The organism is Staphylococcus sp. T93 (genome assembly GCF_016743875.1).
GTDB lineage: Bacteria > Bacillota > Bacilli > Staphylococcales > Staphylococcaceae > Staphylococcus > Staphylococcus aureus.
On the sequence record NZ_CP068247.1, the window covers coordinates 2,631,700 to 2,649,301 of the forward strand.

Genomic DNA, 17,602 nt, shown 5'->3' on the forward strand with positions numbered 1-17,602 from the left:
GAGGATTTTAAAGTGCAAAAAAAAGTAATTGCAGCTATTATTGGGACAAGCGCGATTAGCGCTGTTGCGGCAACTCAAGCAAATGCGGCTACAACTCACACAGTAAAACCGGGTGAATCAGTGTGGGCAATTTCAAATAAGTATGGGATTTCGATTGCTAAATTAAAGTCATTAAACAATTTAACATCTAATCTAATTTTCCCAAACCAAGTACTAAAAGTATCTGGCTCAAGTAATTCTACGAGTAATAGTAGCCGTCCATCAACGAACTCAGGTGGCGGATCATACTACACAGTACAAGCAGGCGACTCATTATCATTAATCGCATCAAAATATGGTACAACTTACCAAAACATTATGCGACTTAATGGTTTAAATAATTTCTTTATTTATCCAGGTCAAAAATTAAAAGTATCAGGTACTGCTAGCTCAAGTAACGCTGCGAGCAATAGTAGCCGTCCATCAACGAACTCAGGTGGCGGATCATACTATACAGTACAAGCAGGTGACTCATTGTCATTAATTGCATCAAAATATGGTACAACTTATCAAAAAATTATGAGCTTAAATGGCTTAAATAATTTCTTTATATATCCGGGTCAAAAATTGAAAGTAACTGGTAATGCATCTACGAACTCAGGATCTGCAACAACGACAAATAGAGGTTACAATACACCAGTATTCAGTCACCAAAACTTATATACATGGGGTCAATGTACATATCATGTATTTAATCGTCGTGCTGAAATTGGTAAAGGTATTAGTACTTATTGGTGGAATGCTAATAACTGGGATAACGCAGCGGCAGCAGATGGTTACACTATCGACAATAGACCTACTGTAGGTTCTATCGCTCAAACAGATGTAGGTTACTATGGTCATGTTATGTTTGTAGAACGTGTAAATAACGATGGTAGTATTTTAGTTTCAGAAATGAACTATTCAGCTGCACCAGGTATTTTAACTTACAGAACGGTACCAGCTTACCAAGTAAATAATTATAGATATATTCACTAAAGTCTTACGTATATAAATATATAATGAATTCCTATTACATTTCACAAGCTGAAAAGTTGGATTGAATCCTAAATTTTATGGCGGGGCTATCAAAGTCGTGATTGTTGTAATAGGAATTTTTGTATATGAAAAAGGATTGGTCGAATGAACTTCATGTTCTATGTTCGACCAATCCTTTTCTGAATTAGTATTCATGTTTTACTTTGCGAATGCTTGTAAATAATCTAGCACCGTTTGTTATTAAAGTAACAACTGCCACTGCTTTTTTGAACTTACGTGGTGACTTAATTGAAATGTAAAAGTCTAACACGGTTCCTACAGTGCTTAAACCTAATGAAAGATATACTAATTTTTTATTTTTAGCATGATATTTATAGCCATTGTAGCCGTCGACTATGAAACCTGCGACATTTAGTAAACTTGATAAACGTTGTGATTTGGAACGTTTTGCCATAATAATAATTCCCCCTAGTATCTTCTGTTTATATGAAAAGTTGGGTGCGCTGAATTGCTAACGTTTTGCGCTATAACTACTCATATATGATAACATAATTGTACAGTATAATTTGAAAAATTGATTTCACAAAGTTGGGGTGTCAAAGATGATTAAATGTGTCTGTTTAGTTGAAGAAACAGCTGATAAAATATTGCTTGTTCAAGTAAGGAATCGCGAAAAGTATTATTTCCCGGGTGGTAAAATAGAAGAAGGGGAATCACAAGTACACGCGCTGTTAAGAGAAGTAAAAGAAGAATTAAATTTAACATTAACAATGGATGAAATTGAATATGTCGGGACAATTGTAGGTCCTGCATATCCACAACAGGATATGTTAACTGAGTTAAATGGATTTCGCGCATTAACCAAAATCGATTGGGAAAACGTAACTATCAATAATGAAATTACGGATATACGCTGGATTGATAAAGATAATGATGCGTTGATTGCGCCTGCTGTCAAAGTTTGGATTGAAACTTATGGTGGTAAACATGACAAATAATGACACCATCATGTTACGACATTATGTCCCACAAGATTATTCGATGTTAGAAGCTTTTCAATTAAGTGAAAGTGATTTGAAGTTTGTTAAAACGCCAGAGGAAAATATTACAGCTGCAATGTCTGATAATGAAAGGTATCCCATCGTTGTAATGGATGGCAGGCAATGTGTGGCCTTTTTTACATTACATCGTGGAAAAGGGGTCGCACCATTTAGCGATAACCAAGATGCAGTATTTTTCAGGTCATTTAGTGTTGATCAACGTTATCGTAATAGAGGAATAGGTAAAGTGGTAATGGAAAAATTGGCGTCATTTATCACTTCAACATTTCAGGATATTAATGAGATTGTGTTAACGGTTAATACTGACAATCCACATGCCATGGCACTTTATCGCCAACAAGGATATCAATATATGGGAGATAGTATGTTCGTCGGAAGACCTGTTCATATTATGGCGTTAACTATAAAATAAATTAAATTTAAAAGCATCTTTACTCATCGTCGACCACAACAATTAATGATGAATAAAGGTGCTTTTTGTTATAGATCATCGGACAATTTACTATAGTAAAAAGCGACCTAGTGAACAATTGACATATATCCACAGGTCGCTTAACTTAAGTTATATTGCTAGTTGCGATTAATTGATAGACTCATCATTTTTGCGCTGTCGAGATGGTCTTTTTATTAAAAATGCCGTAATCCAAGCCGTAATCGGAATACTGATTGCAACGGCAATACCGCCTAAAATAATAGAAATAAATTCTTGGGCAAATATTTTCGAGTTTATAATATGACCAAATGAATATTTAAGTTTGAAAAACCAAATAAATAAAGCAAGTTGGCCACCAAAAAAGGCAAGGTAAATCGTGTTCGCAGATGTCGCTAAAATTTCTCTACCAACACGCATGCCAGATTGGAATAATTCGTATTGCGTAAGCGTTGGATTCACTTGATGCAATTCATAAATGGGTGAACTAATGGTAATTGTTAAATCTATCACAGCTGCAATAACAGCAAGAATAATAGTGAACACCATAAATTGAACCATATCAATGCCAATATTCATTGAATACACATATGTTTCATCTTGTTGTTCGGTTGAAAAGCCTTGTAGATGACCGAAGTAGACCGATAAATAAATGAGTGTAATCAACAATATTGTTGTAACGATAGTGCTGATAAATGCAGCTTGTGTTTTAACATTGTAACTATTGAGTACGAATAAATTACAAGCGCCAATAATAATGCAGAAAAAGAATGTGACGACATAAATCGGTACGCCAAAAATAATCAATACAATACTAATAATTAAAATAGCGAAATTTAAAAATAGGGTTAAATAAGAGATGAATCCCTTTTTACCTCCGAAAATTATCATCAGAAAGAGGAGCAATAACGCCAATATAAATACAGCATTCATTGTTTCGCCCTCCTTAATGTTTCAAATATTTCCATAAACAATATTGTGATAGGAATTGTAAGTACGATACCTATACCACCTGTTAGTGCGCGCGCAATTTCTAACGACCAATTCATCGAAATAGTATAAGTCACTGTATTGGCATTTTTTAAAAAGATTAAAAACATAGGTAGTGCACCGGATAAATATGAGAATAATAAGATGTTAGTCATTGTTCCCATAATATCTTGGCCGATGTTTCGCCCAGCAAGCGCCCATCTCCTCATTGAAATGTGTGGCGTACGCTGTAAAATTTCATGCATACCACTAGCAATTGTAATTGCAACATCCATAATAGCGCCAAGTGAACCTATTAACACTGAGGCTAGGAAGATATCTTTCGGTGGTAATGATAAAAAGTTCATCGTTTCATATTTAATGCCTTTACCATCTGTCATATATATGATTAATTCTGTTAAACCTATACTCAAAAAAGTTCCGATAATTGTACTGGCTATGGTAATGAGTGTACGCATATGCCAGCCTGTAACGAGCAATAAAGTGAGTATTGTTGAACAGATCATGGCAATGGTCATGAGTAAGAATAAATTAATATTGCTATGTTGAATATGAATGTAAATTGCGATTAATATGGCAATAGAATTCAAGATTAACGATAAAATCGATTGCAGTCCGACTTTGCGACCAACCAATAATACAGTTAATAAGAACAAACCAGTGATGATAACCGTTAAGGTATCACGCTTCTTTTCTATAATATAAGCATCACTCGGCTTGTTAGAAATATGTAATAATACTTTTTCGTGTGTGCGAAATGCCTCAGAATCTGCTTGCGATTTGACGTACTGATGATTAATCGTCGTCGTTTCTCCAGCAAATTGACCATTTAATATTTTGACTTTTAATTGATTTTTATATTTAATATCACGATTATTTTGTGCATCTTTTGTAGGTGTCGAAGAAACATGTTTGACATCTATAATTTGACCAATTGGTTTGTTGTAAAAGTTCTCATTATTGAATGTAAATAAAATAGCACCAATGAATGCGATGCAGAACAAACCTAAAATTATATTAAATGGCTTTGTAAATAAATTTCTATATTTCAAAAACAAAACCCCAATTCTATGAATGAATTAATATGGTGATTATACGCCCTTAATTTTTTATTTTCAAAGATATTACTGCTAAGTGTAAAACGAAAATCATCATTGATAGCATCGAATTACTTAATGGAATGTAGACGTTTTAGTCATTAATTGCTGAATAAGTGTTAATAATATGCCAATATCACTCTTTGTATAAGGCTCCTTTGTAATAGCACATATCGTTCTTTTTAATTCAGTATGATCTAATTTTATATCTATCCATGATTTAGATTCTGGTAAATGTATATTTTGTGATGAAATGATGTAACCTTCTTTTTGACGAAGGAGATACTGCGCAAGTGGTTGGCTACTGATTGTGTATACATCTGATTTAGTAATCTTGCGCAATTGTTTTTTTACAGTTTCGGCAAATGGTGCCAAGCAATAAATATGACTATGCTCAAACTGAATTAATGGTGGGTGTGTCGCCATCGTAATTGGATCGTCTGAAGGCGCATATAAATGATAGTGCTCTTCGAATAAAGGTAGCATATGTAATTGTTTGTGTTTACGTATTTCTGGTGTAAGTTCCGTGAAACCAATGTCTATATTCCCATTTAATACGCTATTTATAATTGTGTCATGTTCTAATAAGCTCGGTATGACATGTGTATCATTTTGTAAATGAAACGTTTGGATAAGTGGTAGTAACATGTGGGATACGTCACTCTCATCATAGCCAATGTAGATACTTTTATTTTTAGTTAATCCATGGCTTTGAAATTGTTCAATCGTGCTATCTAAATGTTCAATAATACGCAGAGCTTCATTAAATAATAATTTCCCTTCAGATGTGAGCGTAATATTGCGTCCTTGCTTTTTAAATAAAGACACATTAAGTTCTTGTTCTAATAATGTAATTTGACGGCTTATCGCTGATTGAGCAATGTTTAGTTCAAGTGCTGTTTCGGAGATATGTTCTCTTTTAGCGACCTCGATAAAATATCTTAATTGTTTAATTTCCATAGCGATATAGGCACCTCCAAAAATGAGTGTTTTGTAACTATTATAGCAATATTATTGATAAATGTTCTATTTTTTAGATGAATATCTTCTATTTTATATATTGAACAGATAAATTTTTTAGATTATAGTAATTATCATTAATAACTAATATCAGAATATTCTAAAAAAGGGGTGTGCATCATGCACAATGAGAAATTAATTAAAGGCTTATATGACTATCGTGAGGAACATGATGCGTGTGGTATTGGTTTTTATGCGAATATGGATAATAAAAGGTCTCACGACATCATTGATAAATCGCTTGAAATGTTGCGACGCTTAGATCACAGGGGCGGGGTCGGCGCAGATGGCATCACTGGTGATGGCGCAGGTATTATGACTGAAATACCTTTTGCATTTTTCAAACAACATGTAACGGACTTTGATATCCCAGGTGAAGGTGAATATGCCGTGGGGTTATTTTTTTCCAAAGAACGCATTTTAGGTTCTGAACATGAAGTAGTTTTTAAAAAATATTTTGAAGGCGAAGGGTTATCAATTCTTGGTTATCGTAATGTACCAGTTAATAAAGATGCCATTGCTAAACATGTAGCAGATACGATGCCAGTCATTCAACAAGTGTTTATTGATATTAGGGACATTGAAGATGTTGAAAAGCGTTTGTTTTTAGCGAGAAAACAATTAGAGTTCTATTCGACTCAGTGCGATTTAGAATTGTATTTTACGAGCTTATCACGCAAAACAATTGTATATAAAGGTTGGTTACGATCAGACCAAATTAAAAAACTATATACAGATTTATCGGATGATTTATATCAATCAAAGCTAGGGTTAGTGCATTCGAGATTTAGTACGAATACATTCCCGAGTTGGAAAAGGGCACATCCTAACCGTATGTTAATGCATAATGGTGAGATTAACACGATTAAAGGTAATGTAAACTGGATGCGAGCACGCCAACATAAATTAATCGAAACATTATTTGGCGAGGATCAACATAAAGTGTTTCAAATTGTCGATGAGGATGGTAGTGACTCTGCCATTGTAGATAATGCGCTAGAGTTCTTATCGTTAGCCATGGAGCCAGAAAAGGCAGCGATGTTACTCATACCTGAACCTTGGTTATATAATGAAGCGAATGATGCAAATGTACGTGCGTTTTATGAATTTTATAGTTATTTAATGGAACCGTGGGATGGTCCTACAATGATTTCGTTCTGTAACGGTGACAAACTTGGCGCGCTTACAGATAGAAATGGATTACGTCCAGGTCGTTATACGATTACTAAAGATAACTTTATTGTCTTTTCATCTGAAGTGGGTGTTGTGGACGTACCTGAAAGTAATGTTGCTTTTAAAGGTCAATTGAATCCTGGAAAGTTATTGCTTGTTGATTTTAAACAGAATAAAGTCATTGAAAATAATGATTTAAAAGGTGCGATTGCTGGAGAATTACCATATAAAGCGTGGATTGATAACCATAAAGTTGACTTTGATTTTGAAAATATACAATATCAAGATTCGCAATGGAAAGATGAGACGTTATTTAAATTACAACGTCAGTTTGCATACACGAAAGAAGAGATTCATAAGTATATTCAGGAACTTGTAGAAGGTAAGAAGGATCCTATCGGTGCAATGGGATATGATGCGCCAATTGCAGTGTTGAACGAGCGACCAGAATCACTATTTAATTACTTTAAACAGCTGTTTGCACAAGTTACGAATCCACCAATTGATGCGTATCGTGAAAAAATCGTAACGAGTGAACTTTCTTATTTAGGTGGCGAAGGTAACTTACTAGCACCTGACGAAACGGTTTTAGATCGTATTCAATTGAAAAGGCCGGTATTGAATGAATCACACTTAGCAGCGATTGATCAGGAACATTTTAAATTAACTTATTTATCAACGGTATATGAAGGGGATTTGGAAGATGCGTTAGAAGCATTAGGCCGAGAAGCAGTGAATGCTGTAAAGCAAGGCGCTCAAATTCTAGTGTTAGATGATAGTGGATTAGTTGATAGCAATGGCTTTGCAATGCCGATGTTACTCGCAATAAGTCATGTGCATCAATTACTTATTAAAGCAGATTTACGTATGTCTACAAGTTTAGTCGCTAAATCTGGTGAGACACGAGAAGTGCATCATGTTGCTTGTTTACTCGCATATGGCGCGAATGCAATTGTGCCATACCTAGCGCAACGTACAGTTGAACAACTGACATTGACAGAAGGGTTACAAGGCACCGTTGTCGATAATGTTAAGACATATACGGATGTATTGTCAGAAGGTGTCATTAAAGTAATGGCTAAGATGGGAATTTCGACAGTGCAAAGTTATCAAGGGGCACAAATATTTGAAGCGATTGGCTTGTCTCATGATGTGATTGATCGTTATTTTACTGGGACACAGTCTAAGTTATCTGGTATTTCGATTGATCAAATTGATGCTGAAAATAAAGCACGTCAACAAAGTGATGATAATTATCTTGCATCAGGTAGTACATTCCAATGGAGACAACAAGGTCAACATCATGCTTTTAATCCGGAATCTATTTTCTTATTGCAGCACGCATGTAAAGAAAATGACTATGCGCAATTTAAAGCATACTCTGAAGCGGTGAACAAAAATAGAACAGATCACATTAGACATTTACTTGAATTTAAAGCATGTACACCGATTGACATCGACCAAGTTGAACCGGTAAGTGACATTGTCAAACGCTTTAATACAGGGGCGATGAGTTATGGATCGATTTCAGCGGAAGCACATGAAACGTTAGCACAAGCCATGAACCAATTAGGTGGAAAGAGTAATAGTGGTGAAGGTGGCGAAGATGCAAAACGTTATGAAGTACAAGTTGATGGAAGCAACAAAGTAAGTGCGATTAAACAAGTTGCTTCTGGGCGTTTTGGTGTAACTAGTGATTATTTACAACATGCCAAAGAAATTCAAATTAAAGTTGCGCAAGGTGCAAAGCCTGGTGAAGGTGGTCAATTACCTGGTACTAAGGTATATCCGTGGATTGCGAAGACAAGAGGGTCAACGCCAGGTATCGGTCTGATTTCACCACCGCCACATCATGATATTTATTCAATAGAAGATTTAGCGCAACTGATACATGATTTGAAAAATGCGAATAAAGATGCAGATATCGCGGTAAAATTAGTTTCGAAAACAGGTGTTGGTACCATTGCATCTGGGGTGGCAAAAGCATTTGCAGATAAAATTGTCATCAGTGGTTACGATGGTGGTACAGGGGCTTCACCCAAAACGAGTATTCAGCATGCCGGTGTTCCTTGGGAGATTGGTTTAGCAGAAACACATCAAACATTAAAACTAAATGACTTAAGAAGTCGTGTTAAGTTAGAAACAGACGGTAAGTTATTAACTGGTAAAGATGTAGCGTACGCATGTGCGCTTGGAGCGGAAGAATTTGGATTTGCAACTGCACCATTAGTGGTGTTGGGCTGTATTATGATGCGTGTATGCCATAAAGATACATGTCCAGTAGGAGTTGCAACTCAAAACAAAGATTTACGTGCTTTATATAGAGGTAAAGCACATCATGTTGTTAATTTTATGCATTTTATTGCACAAGAATTAAGAGAAATTTTAGCATCTTTAGGTTTGAAACGTGTAGAAGACTTAGTTGGAAGAACTGATTTATTACAACGATCATCAACATTAAAAGCGAATAGCAAAGCGGCTAGTATTGATGTTGAAAAACTGTTATGTCCTTTCGATGGGCCAAACACAAAAGAAATTCAACAAAATCATAATCTTGAGCATGGATTTGATTTAACAAATTTATATGAAGTAACGAAGCCATATATTGCTGAAGGGCGTCGCTATACAGGTAGCTTTACAGTAAATAATGAACAACGTGATGTAGGGGTTATTACAGGTAGTGAGATTTCGAAACAATATGGAGAAGCAGGACTTCCTGAAAATACAATTAATGTTTATACGAATGGTCATGCTGGTCAAAGTCTTGCAGCATATGCACCGAAAGGCTTAATGATTCATCATACTGGAGATGCGAATGACTATGTTGGTAAAGGATTATCTGGTGGTACGGTCATTGTCAAAGCACCTTTTGAAGAACGACAAAATGAAATTATTGCTGGTAACGTCTCATTCTATGGTGCGACAAGTGGTAAGGCATTTATTAACGGTAGTGCAGGAGAAAGATTCTGTATTAGAAATAGTGGTGTAGATGTTGTCGTTGAAGGTATCGGCGACCATGGATTAGAGTATATGACTGGTGGACATGTCATTAATTTAGGTGATGTAGGTAAGAACTTCGGTCAAGGTATGAGTGGTGGTATTGCTTACGTTATCCCGTCTGATGTAGAAGCTTTTGTTGAAAATAATCAACTAGATACGCTTTCGTTTACAAAGATTAAACACCAAGAAGAAAAAGCATTCATTAAGCAAATGCTGGAAGAACATGTGTCACACACGAATAGTACGAGAGCGATTCATGTGTTAAAACATTTTGATCGCATTGAAGATGTCGTCGTTAAAGTTATTCCTAAAGATTATCAATTAATGATGCAAAAAATTCATTTGCACAAATCATTACATGACAATGAAGATGAAGCGATGTTAGCTGCATTTTACGATGACAGTAAAACAATCGATGCTAAACATAAACCAGCCGTTGTGTATTAAGGAAAGGGGGAGATACGATGGGTGAATTTAAAGGATTTATGAAGTATGACAAACAGTACTTAGGTGAATTATCACTGGTAGACCGTTTGAAGCATCATAAAGCATATCAACAACGATTTACTAAAGAAGATGCCTCTATCCAAGGTGCACGATGTATGGATTGTGGAACGCCGTTTTGTCAAACCGGACAACAGTATGGTAGGGAAACAATAGGTTGTCCAATTGGAAACTACATTCCTGAATGGAACGACTTAGTGTATCATCAAGATTTTAAAACTGCTTATGAACGCTTAAGCGAAACAAATAACTTTCCTGACTTTACAGGGCGTGTATGTCCTGCACCATGCGAAAGTGCTTGTGTGATGAAGATTAATAGAGAATCGATTGCGATTAAAGGTATTGAACGCACAATTATTGATGAAGCTTTTGAAAATGGTTGGGTAGCGCCGAAAGTTCCGAGTCGCCGTAGAGATGAAAAAGTGGCAATCGTTGGAAGCGGTCCAGCAGGATTAGCTGCTGCTGAAGAACTTAATCTACTAGGATATCAAGTAACTATTTATGAACGTGCTAGAGAATCAGGCGGTTTATTAATGTATGGTATTCCGAATATGAAACTTGATAAAGATGTGGTTCGACGTCGTATTAAGTTAATGGAAGAAGCGGGCATTACTTTCATTAATGGTGTTGAAGTCGGTGTTGATATTGATAAAGCAACGTTAGAATCTGAGTATGATGCCATTATATTATGTACTGGTGCACAAAAAGGTAGAGATTTACCTTTAGAAGGACGCATGGGTGATGGTATACATTTCGCTATGGATTATTTAACTGAACAAACGCAGTTGTTAAATGGAGAAATTGATGATATAACAATAACTGCAAAAGATAAGAATGTCATTATCATTGGTGCTGGTGATACAGGGGCAGACTGTGTAGCGACAGCATTAAGAGAAAATTGTAAATCGATTGTTCAATTTAATAAATATACGAAATTGCCAGAAGCAATTACATTTACAGAAAATGCATCATGGCCTTTAGCAATGCCGGTGTTTAAAATGGACTATGCGCACCAAGAGTACGAAGCTAAGTTTGGTAAGGAACCACGTGCATATGGTGTTCAAACAATGCGTTACGATGTTGACGATAAAGGACACATACGTGGTTTGTATACTCAAATTTTAGAGCAAGGCGAAAATGGTATGGTCATGAAAGAAGGACCTGAAAGATTTTGGCCTGCTGACCTTGTATTATTATCAATCGGCTTCGAAGGTACAGAACCAACAGTACCGAATGCTTTTAACATTAAAACGGATAGAAATCGAATCGTGGCGGATGATACAAACTATCAAACTAATAATGAAAAGGTATTTGCTGCTGGAGATGCTAGACGTGGTCAAAGTTTAGTTGTATGGGCAATTAAAGAAGGTAGAGGCGTAGCGAAAGCAGTAGATCAGTATTTAGCTAGTAAAGTTTGTGTATAATCTTTGTATGGAAATGGTGGTTACGTTGACGTTGTGACATGCTGAATCGAGTTTGAAAAAATCTAGTATCTATCAACGTCACATGCCATCTTTGTAACCTAAAAACAAAGGTTTGTAAGACAACAAATAGATTAATTATAAGTAGTGATTTTTTACATTCGTTTATAGGTCAACTGTAGTGGAAGACAATGATTTGTGGTAATCATGTAATGCTTAAAAACAATATTGACTTTTACAGAACGTTCATATATGATAAATATTGTGTTTAGGAGGAATACCCAAGTCCGGCTGAAGGGATCGGTCTTGAAAACCGACAGGGGCTTAACGGCTCGCGGGGGTTCGAATCCCTCTTCCTCCGCCATCAATATTTATATTAAATTCTATATATAATGAAGGTAAGTGCTCAAATTTTGAGTATTTACCTTTTTTATTTGTCTTTGAATGGCTCGTAATTTTTGATAATAGAAATGATAAGGCATTGAGATTGGAAGGGCATTTGGCTTGTGCAATATACATAGCTAAATGTCTTTTTTGTTTTGTGAAATATGATGGATGGCTTGTGTGGACAAGTTTGCTATTTATAGATATGCATTTTTCAATTTAGGAGTTGGCCATGCATCTACACTTTATAATGGTGAGAGCGTGGTGAGGTATTGTTAATAACGCAATTGTAGCGAGGAGTTATTGCTACATATGTCGTTATGGCTCATTGATTTTCTGAAATGGCTACCCCAGATAATTGTGACAAAATAAAAATATTTTGTTGAAAGCCTTTACATAACTTGTCTAGACAAGTTATACTCGTTTTAAGACATTAAGGGAGTGAAATATATGGCTGTAAAAAGAGAAGATGTAAAAGCCATCGTAACCGCTATTGGGGGAAAAGAAAATCTTGAAGCTGCAACGCATTGTGTAACACGATTACGTTTAGTGCTGAAGGATGAAAGTAAAGTTGATAAAGACGCATTAAGTAATAACGCGTTGGTCAAGGGGCAGTTTAAAGCAGACCATCAATATCAAATTGTCATTGGTCCAGGAACAGTCGATGAAGTGTATAAGCAGTTTATTGATGAAACAGGTGCTCAAGAAGCTTCGAAAGATGAAGCGAAACAAGCAGCTGCACAAAAAGGGAATCCAGTACAACGTTTGATCAAATTGTTGGGGGATATTTTTATACCAATATTACCTGCGATTGTGACAGCTGGTTTGTTAATGGGAATCAATAATTTACTTACAATGAAAGGTTTATTTGGTCCAAAAGCACTTATTGAGATGTATCCACAAATTGCTGATATTTCAAACATCATTAATGTGATTGCGAGTACGGCATTTATTTTCTTACCAGCATTAATTGGTTGGAGTAGTATGCGTGTATTTGGTGGTAGTCCGATTCTAGGCATAGTCTTAGGTTTGATTTTAATGCATCCGCAATTAGTATCTCAGTATGATTTGGCAAAAGGGAATATTCCGACGTGGAACTTATTTGGCTTAGAGATTAAGCAGTTGAATTACCAAGGTCAAGTGTTGCCAGTTTTAATTGCAGCTTACGTTCTAGCTAAAATTGAAAAAGGATTAAATAAAGTCGTTCACGATTCGATAAAAATGTTGGTCGTTGGACCCGTAGCGCTTTTAGTTACTGGATTTTTAGCATTTATTATCATTGGACCAGTTGCGTTATTGATTGGTACAGGTATTACATCTGGTGTTACATTTATATTCCAACATGCAGGATGGCTTGGCGGAGCAATATATGGATTGTTATATGCACCACTTGTAATTACAGGACTACACCATATGTTTTTAGCAGTAGATTTCCAATTGATGGGTAGCAGCTTAGGCGGTACGTATTTATGGCCAATTGTTGCGATTTCCAATATTTGTCAGGGCTCTGCAGCATTTGGAGCATGGTTTGTCTATAAACGTCGTAAAATGGTTAAAGAAGAAGGCTTGGCATTAACATCTTGTATTTCTGGTATGTTAGGTGTTACTGAACCAGCCATGTTCGGTGTGAACTTACCTCTGAAATATCCATTTATCGCTGCGATATCAACGTCTTGTGTATTGGGGGCAATCGTTGGTATGAATAACGTACTTGGAAAAGTTGGTGTTGGTGGCGTGCCAGCATTCATTTCAATTCAAAAAGAATTTTGGCCAGTATATCTTATTGTGACAGCTATTGCTATTGTTGTACCATGTATACTAACAATTGTGATGTCTCATTTTAGTAAACAAAAAGCGAAAGAAATTGTTGAAGATTAATAAAATAAAAAAGGGGCGTTCGTTATTTGGACGTCCTTTATTACGTTATAAGGTGGTAATTGTGTGTCGAAAGAAATAGATTGGAGAAAATCCGTTGTATATCAAATTTATCCTAAGTCGTTTAATGATACGACGGGGAATGGTATAGGAGATATCAATGGAATTATAGAAAAATTGGATTATATCAAGTTATTGGGTGTTGATTATATTTGGTTAACACCAGTGTATGAATCACCGATGAATGATAATGGCTATGATATCAGCAATTATTTAGAAATCAATGAAGACTTTGGAACGATGGATGATTTTGAAAAGTTAATCAAAGTTGCGCATCAAAAAGACTTGAAAGTGATGTTAGATATTGTCATTAATCATACGTCGACGGAGCATGAATGGTTTAAAGAAGCCCGTAAATCTAAAGATAACCCTTATAGAGATTATTACTTTTTCAGATCATCTGAAGACGGGCCGCCAACAAATTGGCATTCTAAATTCGGTGGTAATGCATGGAAGTATGATTCTGAGACAGATGAATATTATTTACATTTATTTGATGTCAGTCAAGCTGATTTAAATTGGGATAATCCGGAAGTACGTCAATCGTTATATCGCATAGTCAATCATTGGATAGACTTCGGCGTTGATGGTTTTCGATTTGATGTCATTAACTTAATTTCTAAAGGTGAATTTAAGGACTCTGACAAAATAGGTAAAGAATTTTATACGGATGGTCCTAGAGTGCATGAGTTTCTGCATGAATTAAATCGTCAAACGTTTGGTAACACTGACATGATGACTATAGGAGAAATGTCTTCGACGACGATTGAAAATTGTATTAAGTATACACAACCAGAACGCCAAGAATTGAATAGTGTTTTTAATTTTCATCATCTAAAGGTTGATTATGTTGATGGTGAAAAGTGGACAAATGCGAAGCTTGATTTTCATAAGTTAAAGGAAATTCTGATGCAATGGCAACGAGGTATTTATGACGGTGGCGGATGGAACGCGATTTTCTGGTGTAATCATGATCAGCCACGGGTAGTGTCTAGATTTGGTGATGATACGTCGGAAGAGATGAGGATACAAAGTGCTAAAATGTTAGCTATCGCACTGCATATGTTGCAAGGGACGCCATATATTTACCAAGGTGAAGAAATTGGTATGACGGACCCACATTTTACATCAATAGCACAATATCGTGATGTTGAATCGATTAATGCCTACCATCAGTTGTTAAGTGAAGGGCATGCTGAAGCGGATGTGTTAGCGATTTTAGGACAGAAGTCACGAGACAATTCGAGAACGCCTATGCAATGGAGTGATGATGTTAATGCTGGATTTACAGCTGGTAAGCCTTGGATTGATATTTCGGAAAATTATCATCAGGTCAACGTTAGACAAGCACTTCAGAATAAAGAGTCTATTTTCTATACGTATCAAAAATTAATACAATTAAGACATACGCATGATATTATTACGTATGGAGACATTGTGCCACGTTTTATGGATCATGATCATTTATTTGTTTATGAACGTCATTATAAGAATCAACAATGGCTAGTAATTGCGAATTTCTCAGCATCGGCTGTTGATTTGCCAGAAGGATTGGCTAGAGAAGGTTGTGTTGTGATTCAAACAGGCACAGTGGAAAATAATACGATAAGCGGGTTTGGTGCAATTGTAATCGAAACAAACGCGTAAAATAAATTGAGTGGATGCGTTTATATGGCGAAACAAAAAAAGTTTATGAAGATTTATGAGGCGTTGAAAGAAGATATATTAAACGGGCAGATTCAATATGGTGAACAAATTCCGTCTGAACATGATTTGGTGCAATTGTACCAGTCATCTCGAGAGACCGTGCGTAAGGCATTAGATTTGTTGGCATTAGACGGCATGATTCAAAAGATTCATGGTAAAGGGTCACTTGTCATTTATCAGGAGGTTACAGAGTTTCCATTTTCTGAACTTGTTAGTTTTAAAGAAATGCAAGAAGAAATGGGCGTCGCATATTTAACTGAAGTTGTTGTGAATGAGGTTGTTGAAGCGCATGAAGTTCCAGAAGTTCAACATGCTTTAAACATCAATTCTAGTGAATCACTCATTCATATTGTTAGAACTCGTCGGCTTAACCAACATGTGAAGATTGTTGATGAAGATTATTTTCTAAAGTCGATTGTTTCAGATATAGGTAATGATGTTGCGAGTGATTCTATTTATGATTATTTGGAAAAGGTATTAAATCTTAATATTAGTTATTCAAGTAAGTCTATTACTTTTGAACCGTTTGATGAACAAGCATATCAATTGTTTGGTGATGTATCGGTGGCTTATTCAGCAACAGTTCGAAGTATTGTGTATTTAGAAAATACAATGCCGTTTCAATATAATATTTCAAAACATCTTGCAAATGAATTTAAATTTAATGACTTCTCAAGACGTCGTATAAAGTAAACAATGATATAAATGATTTATACTTGCAATTAACTATTAAAATATAGTAATATATATCTTGCCGTGCTAGGTGGGGAGGTAGCGGTTCCCTGTACTCGAAATCCGCTTTATGCGAGGCTTAATTCCTTTGTTGAGGCCGTATTTTTGCGAAGTCTGCCCAAAGCACGTAGTGTTTGAAGATTTCGGTCCTATGCAATATGAACCCATGAACCATGTCAGGTCCTGACGGAAGCAGCATTAAGTGGATCATCATATGTGCCGTAGGGTAGCCGAGATTTAGCTAACGACTTTGGTTACGTTCGTGAATTACGTTCGATGCTTAGGTGCACGGTTTTTTATTTTTTAAATATTAAACCGATTATTAAGAGTTGAAAATATATAATTATAGAAGCTACTTTCTTGAAGACAATTCAGCGTATTATACGTGGAACATGTTTGTGGGAAGTAGCTTTTTTATATGTGAAGTTTGATTCAAGTGAACTCGATGTGCAGTTTGAATGATTTTTGTGTCAATGAAAAGTAAGAAGTTATAATTTGATGATAAAGAAATGATGGTGAAATGAGGGGGAGTATCTTACAATAGAATTATTAATGAGATACGTTATGATTATTGACAATCAAATGCCTACGGAGGACATATGCAAATATATTTAAGTACTTTAACAGAGTTAGATTATGATAAATCTTTAAATAGTATTGAAGAAAGTTTTGATGATAATCCTGAAACGAGTTGGCAAGCACGTGCGAAAGTAAAACATTTAAGAAAATCTCCTTGCTATAATTTTGAATTAGAAGTAATAGCGAAAAATGAAAATAACGATGTCGTTGGACACGTTTTATTAATTGAAGTAGAAATTAATAGTGATGATAAGACGTATTATGGTTTGGCGATTGCCTCTTTATCAGTTCATCCTGAATTACGTGGACAAAAATTAGGTCGTGGCTTGGTTCAAGCAGTAGAAGAGCGTGCCAAAGCACAAGAGTATAGTACGGTTGTTGTAGACCATTGTTTTGACTACTTTGAAAAGTTGGGTTATCAAAATGCTGCTGAGCATGACATTAAATTAGAATCTGGTGATGCACCGTTACTTGTAAAATATTTATGGGATAATTTGACGGATGCACCACACGGAATCGTAAAATTTCCAGAACATTTTTATTAATTGTTCA

Annotated in this window: 14 protein-coding genes, 1 tRNA gene and 1 other RNA gene; 12 read left to right on the forward strand and 4 right to left on the reverse strand. The window is 35.7% G+C overall.

Annotated features, from left to right (window positions below):
• The first annotated feature begins 12 nt into the window (after window positions 1-12).
• Window positions 13-1,017, forward strand: a complete 1,005-nt coding sequence (aaa, locus tag JG553_RS12905) for an autolysin/adhesin Aaa (protein WP_001170264.1) — start codon at window positions 13-15, stop codon at window positions 1,015-1,017.
• 184 nt (window positions 1,018-1,201) lie between these two features.
• On the opposite strand, the gene JG553_RS12910 is transcribed toward aaa, so the two are convergent.
• A complete protein-coding gene (locus tag JG553_RS12910) occupies window positions 1,202-1,471 on the reverse strand; it encodes a hypothetical protein (protein WP_001129473.1) in 270 nt (89 codons plus the stop codon).
• 148 nt (window positions 1,472-1,619) lie between these two features.
• Here JG553_RS12910 and JG553_RS12915 point away from each other — a divergent pair, with 148 nt between their 5' ends.
• Both JG553_RS12915 and JG553_RS12920 read left to right on the forward strand, forming a co-directional pair.
• Window positions 1,620-2,015, forward strand: coding sequence for an NUDIX hydrolase (locus tag JG553_RS12915; RefSeq protein ID WP_000588527.1), 396 nt, complete (start codon window positions 1,620-1,622; stop codon window positions 2,013-2,015).
• Window positions 2,005-2,490 carry a GNAT family N-acetyltransferase gene (locus JG553_RS12920; RefSeq protein ID WP_000183669.1) on the forward strand — a complete coding sequence of 162 codons (486 nt, stop codon included), beginning with the start codon at window positions 2,005-2,007 and terminating at the stop codon, window positions 2,488-2,490. The genes JG553_RS12915 and JG553_RS12920 overlap by 11 nt, the downstream gene beginning before the upstream one ends.
• Before the next feature lie 168 nt (window positions 2,491-2,658).
• On the opposite strand, the gene JG553_RS12925 is transcribed toward JG553_RS12920, so the two are convergent.
• From JG553_RS12925 to gltC, 3 genes are all read right to left on the reverse strand, one after another.
• A complete protein-coding gene (locus JG553_RS12925; RefSeq protein WP_000994678.1) occupies window positions 2,659-3,441 on the reverse strand; it encodes a YibE/F family protein in 783 nt (260 codons plus the stop codon).
• Window positions 3,438-4,556, reverse strand: coding sequence for a YibE/F family protein (locus JG553_RS12930; protein ID WP_001794550.1), 1,119 nt, complete (start codon window positions 4,554-4,556; stop codon window positions 3,438-3,440). The genes JG553_RS12925 and JG553_RS12930 overlap by 4 nt, the downstream gene beginning before the upstream one ends.
• 114 nt (window positions 4,557-4,670) lie before the next feature.
• Entirely contained in the window at window positions 4,671-5,555 is an 885-nt protein-coding gene (gltC, locus tag JG553_RS12935; protein ID WP_000403916.1) for a glutamate biosynthesis transcriptional regulator GltC, read from the reverse strand.
• Between the two features lie 180 nt (window positions 5,556-5,735).
• Between gltC and gltB the strand changes: the two genes are divergently transcribed.
• The 9 genes from gltB (at window position 5,736) to JG553_RS12980 (ending at window position 17,595) form a co-directional block, all read left to right on the forward strand.
• On the forward strand, window positions 5,736-10,235 hold the full coding sequence (gltB, locus tag JG553_RS12940) for a glutamate synthase large subunit (RefSeq protein ID WP_000551362.1): 4,500 nt from the start codon (window positions 5,736-5,738) through the stop codon (window positions 10,233-10,235).
• A 17-nt stretch (window positions 10,236-10,252) separates the two neighbouring features.
• Window positions 10,253-11,716, forward strand: coding sequence for a glutamate synthase subunit beta (locus JG553_RS12945; RefSeq protein ID WP_000503583.1), 1,464 nt, complete (start codon window positions 10,253-10,255; stop codon window positions 11,714-11,716).
• A gap of 268 nt (window positions 11,717-11,984) precedes the next feature.
• Window positions 11,985-12,077, forward strand: a tRNA-Ser gene (locus JG553_RS12950).
• Window positions 12,078-12,547: 470 nt separating this feature from the next.
• Window positions 12,548-13,975: a PTS system trehalose-specific EIIBC component gene (treP, locus tag JG553_RS12955; RefSeq protein ID WP_000279374.1), complete on the forward strand. Its 1,428-nt coding sequence runs from the start codon at window positions 12,548-12,550 to the stop codon at window positions 13,973-13,975.
• Between the two features lie 63 nt (window positions 13,976-14,038).
• Window positions 14,039-15,679 (forward strand): alpha,alpha-phosphotrehalase, encoded by a 1,641-nt coding sequence (gene treC / locus JG553_RS12960; protein WP_000031506.1) that lies wholly within the window; start codon window positions 14,039-14,041, stop codon window positions 15,677-15,679.
• A gap of 24 nt (window positions 15,680-15,703) precedes the next feature.
• Window positions 15,704-16,432: a trehalose operon repressor gene (gene treR, locus JG553_RS12965; RefSeq protein ID WP_001118675.1), complete on the forward strand. Its 729-nt coding sequence runs from the start codon at window positions 15,704-15,706 to the stop codon at window positions 16,430-16,432.
• A 61-nt stretch (window positions 16,433-16,493) separates the two neighbouring features.
• Window positions 16,494-16,763, forward strand: an RNA gene (ffs, locus tag JG553_RS12970) — signal recognition particle sRNA large type.
• 68 nt (window positions 16,764-16,831) lie between these two features.
• A complete protein-coding gene (locus JG553_RS12975) occupies window positions 16,832-16,933 on the forward strand; it encodes a hypothetical protein (protein WP_001790661.1) in 102 nt (33 codons plus the stop codon).
• A 137-nt stretch (window positions 16,934-17,070) separates the two neighbouring features.
• Window positions 17,071-17,595 (forward strand): GNAT family N-acetyltransferase, encoded by a 525-nt coding sequence (locus JG553_RS12980; protein ID WP_001167828.1) that lies wholly within the window; start codon window positions 17,071-17,073, stop codon window positions 17,593-17,595.
• Window positions 17,596-17,602 lie beyond the last annotated feature (7 nt).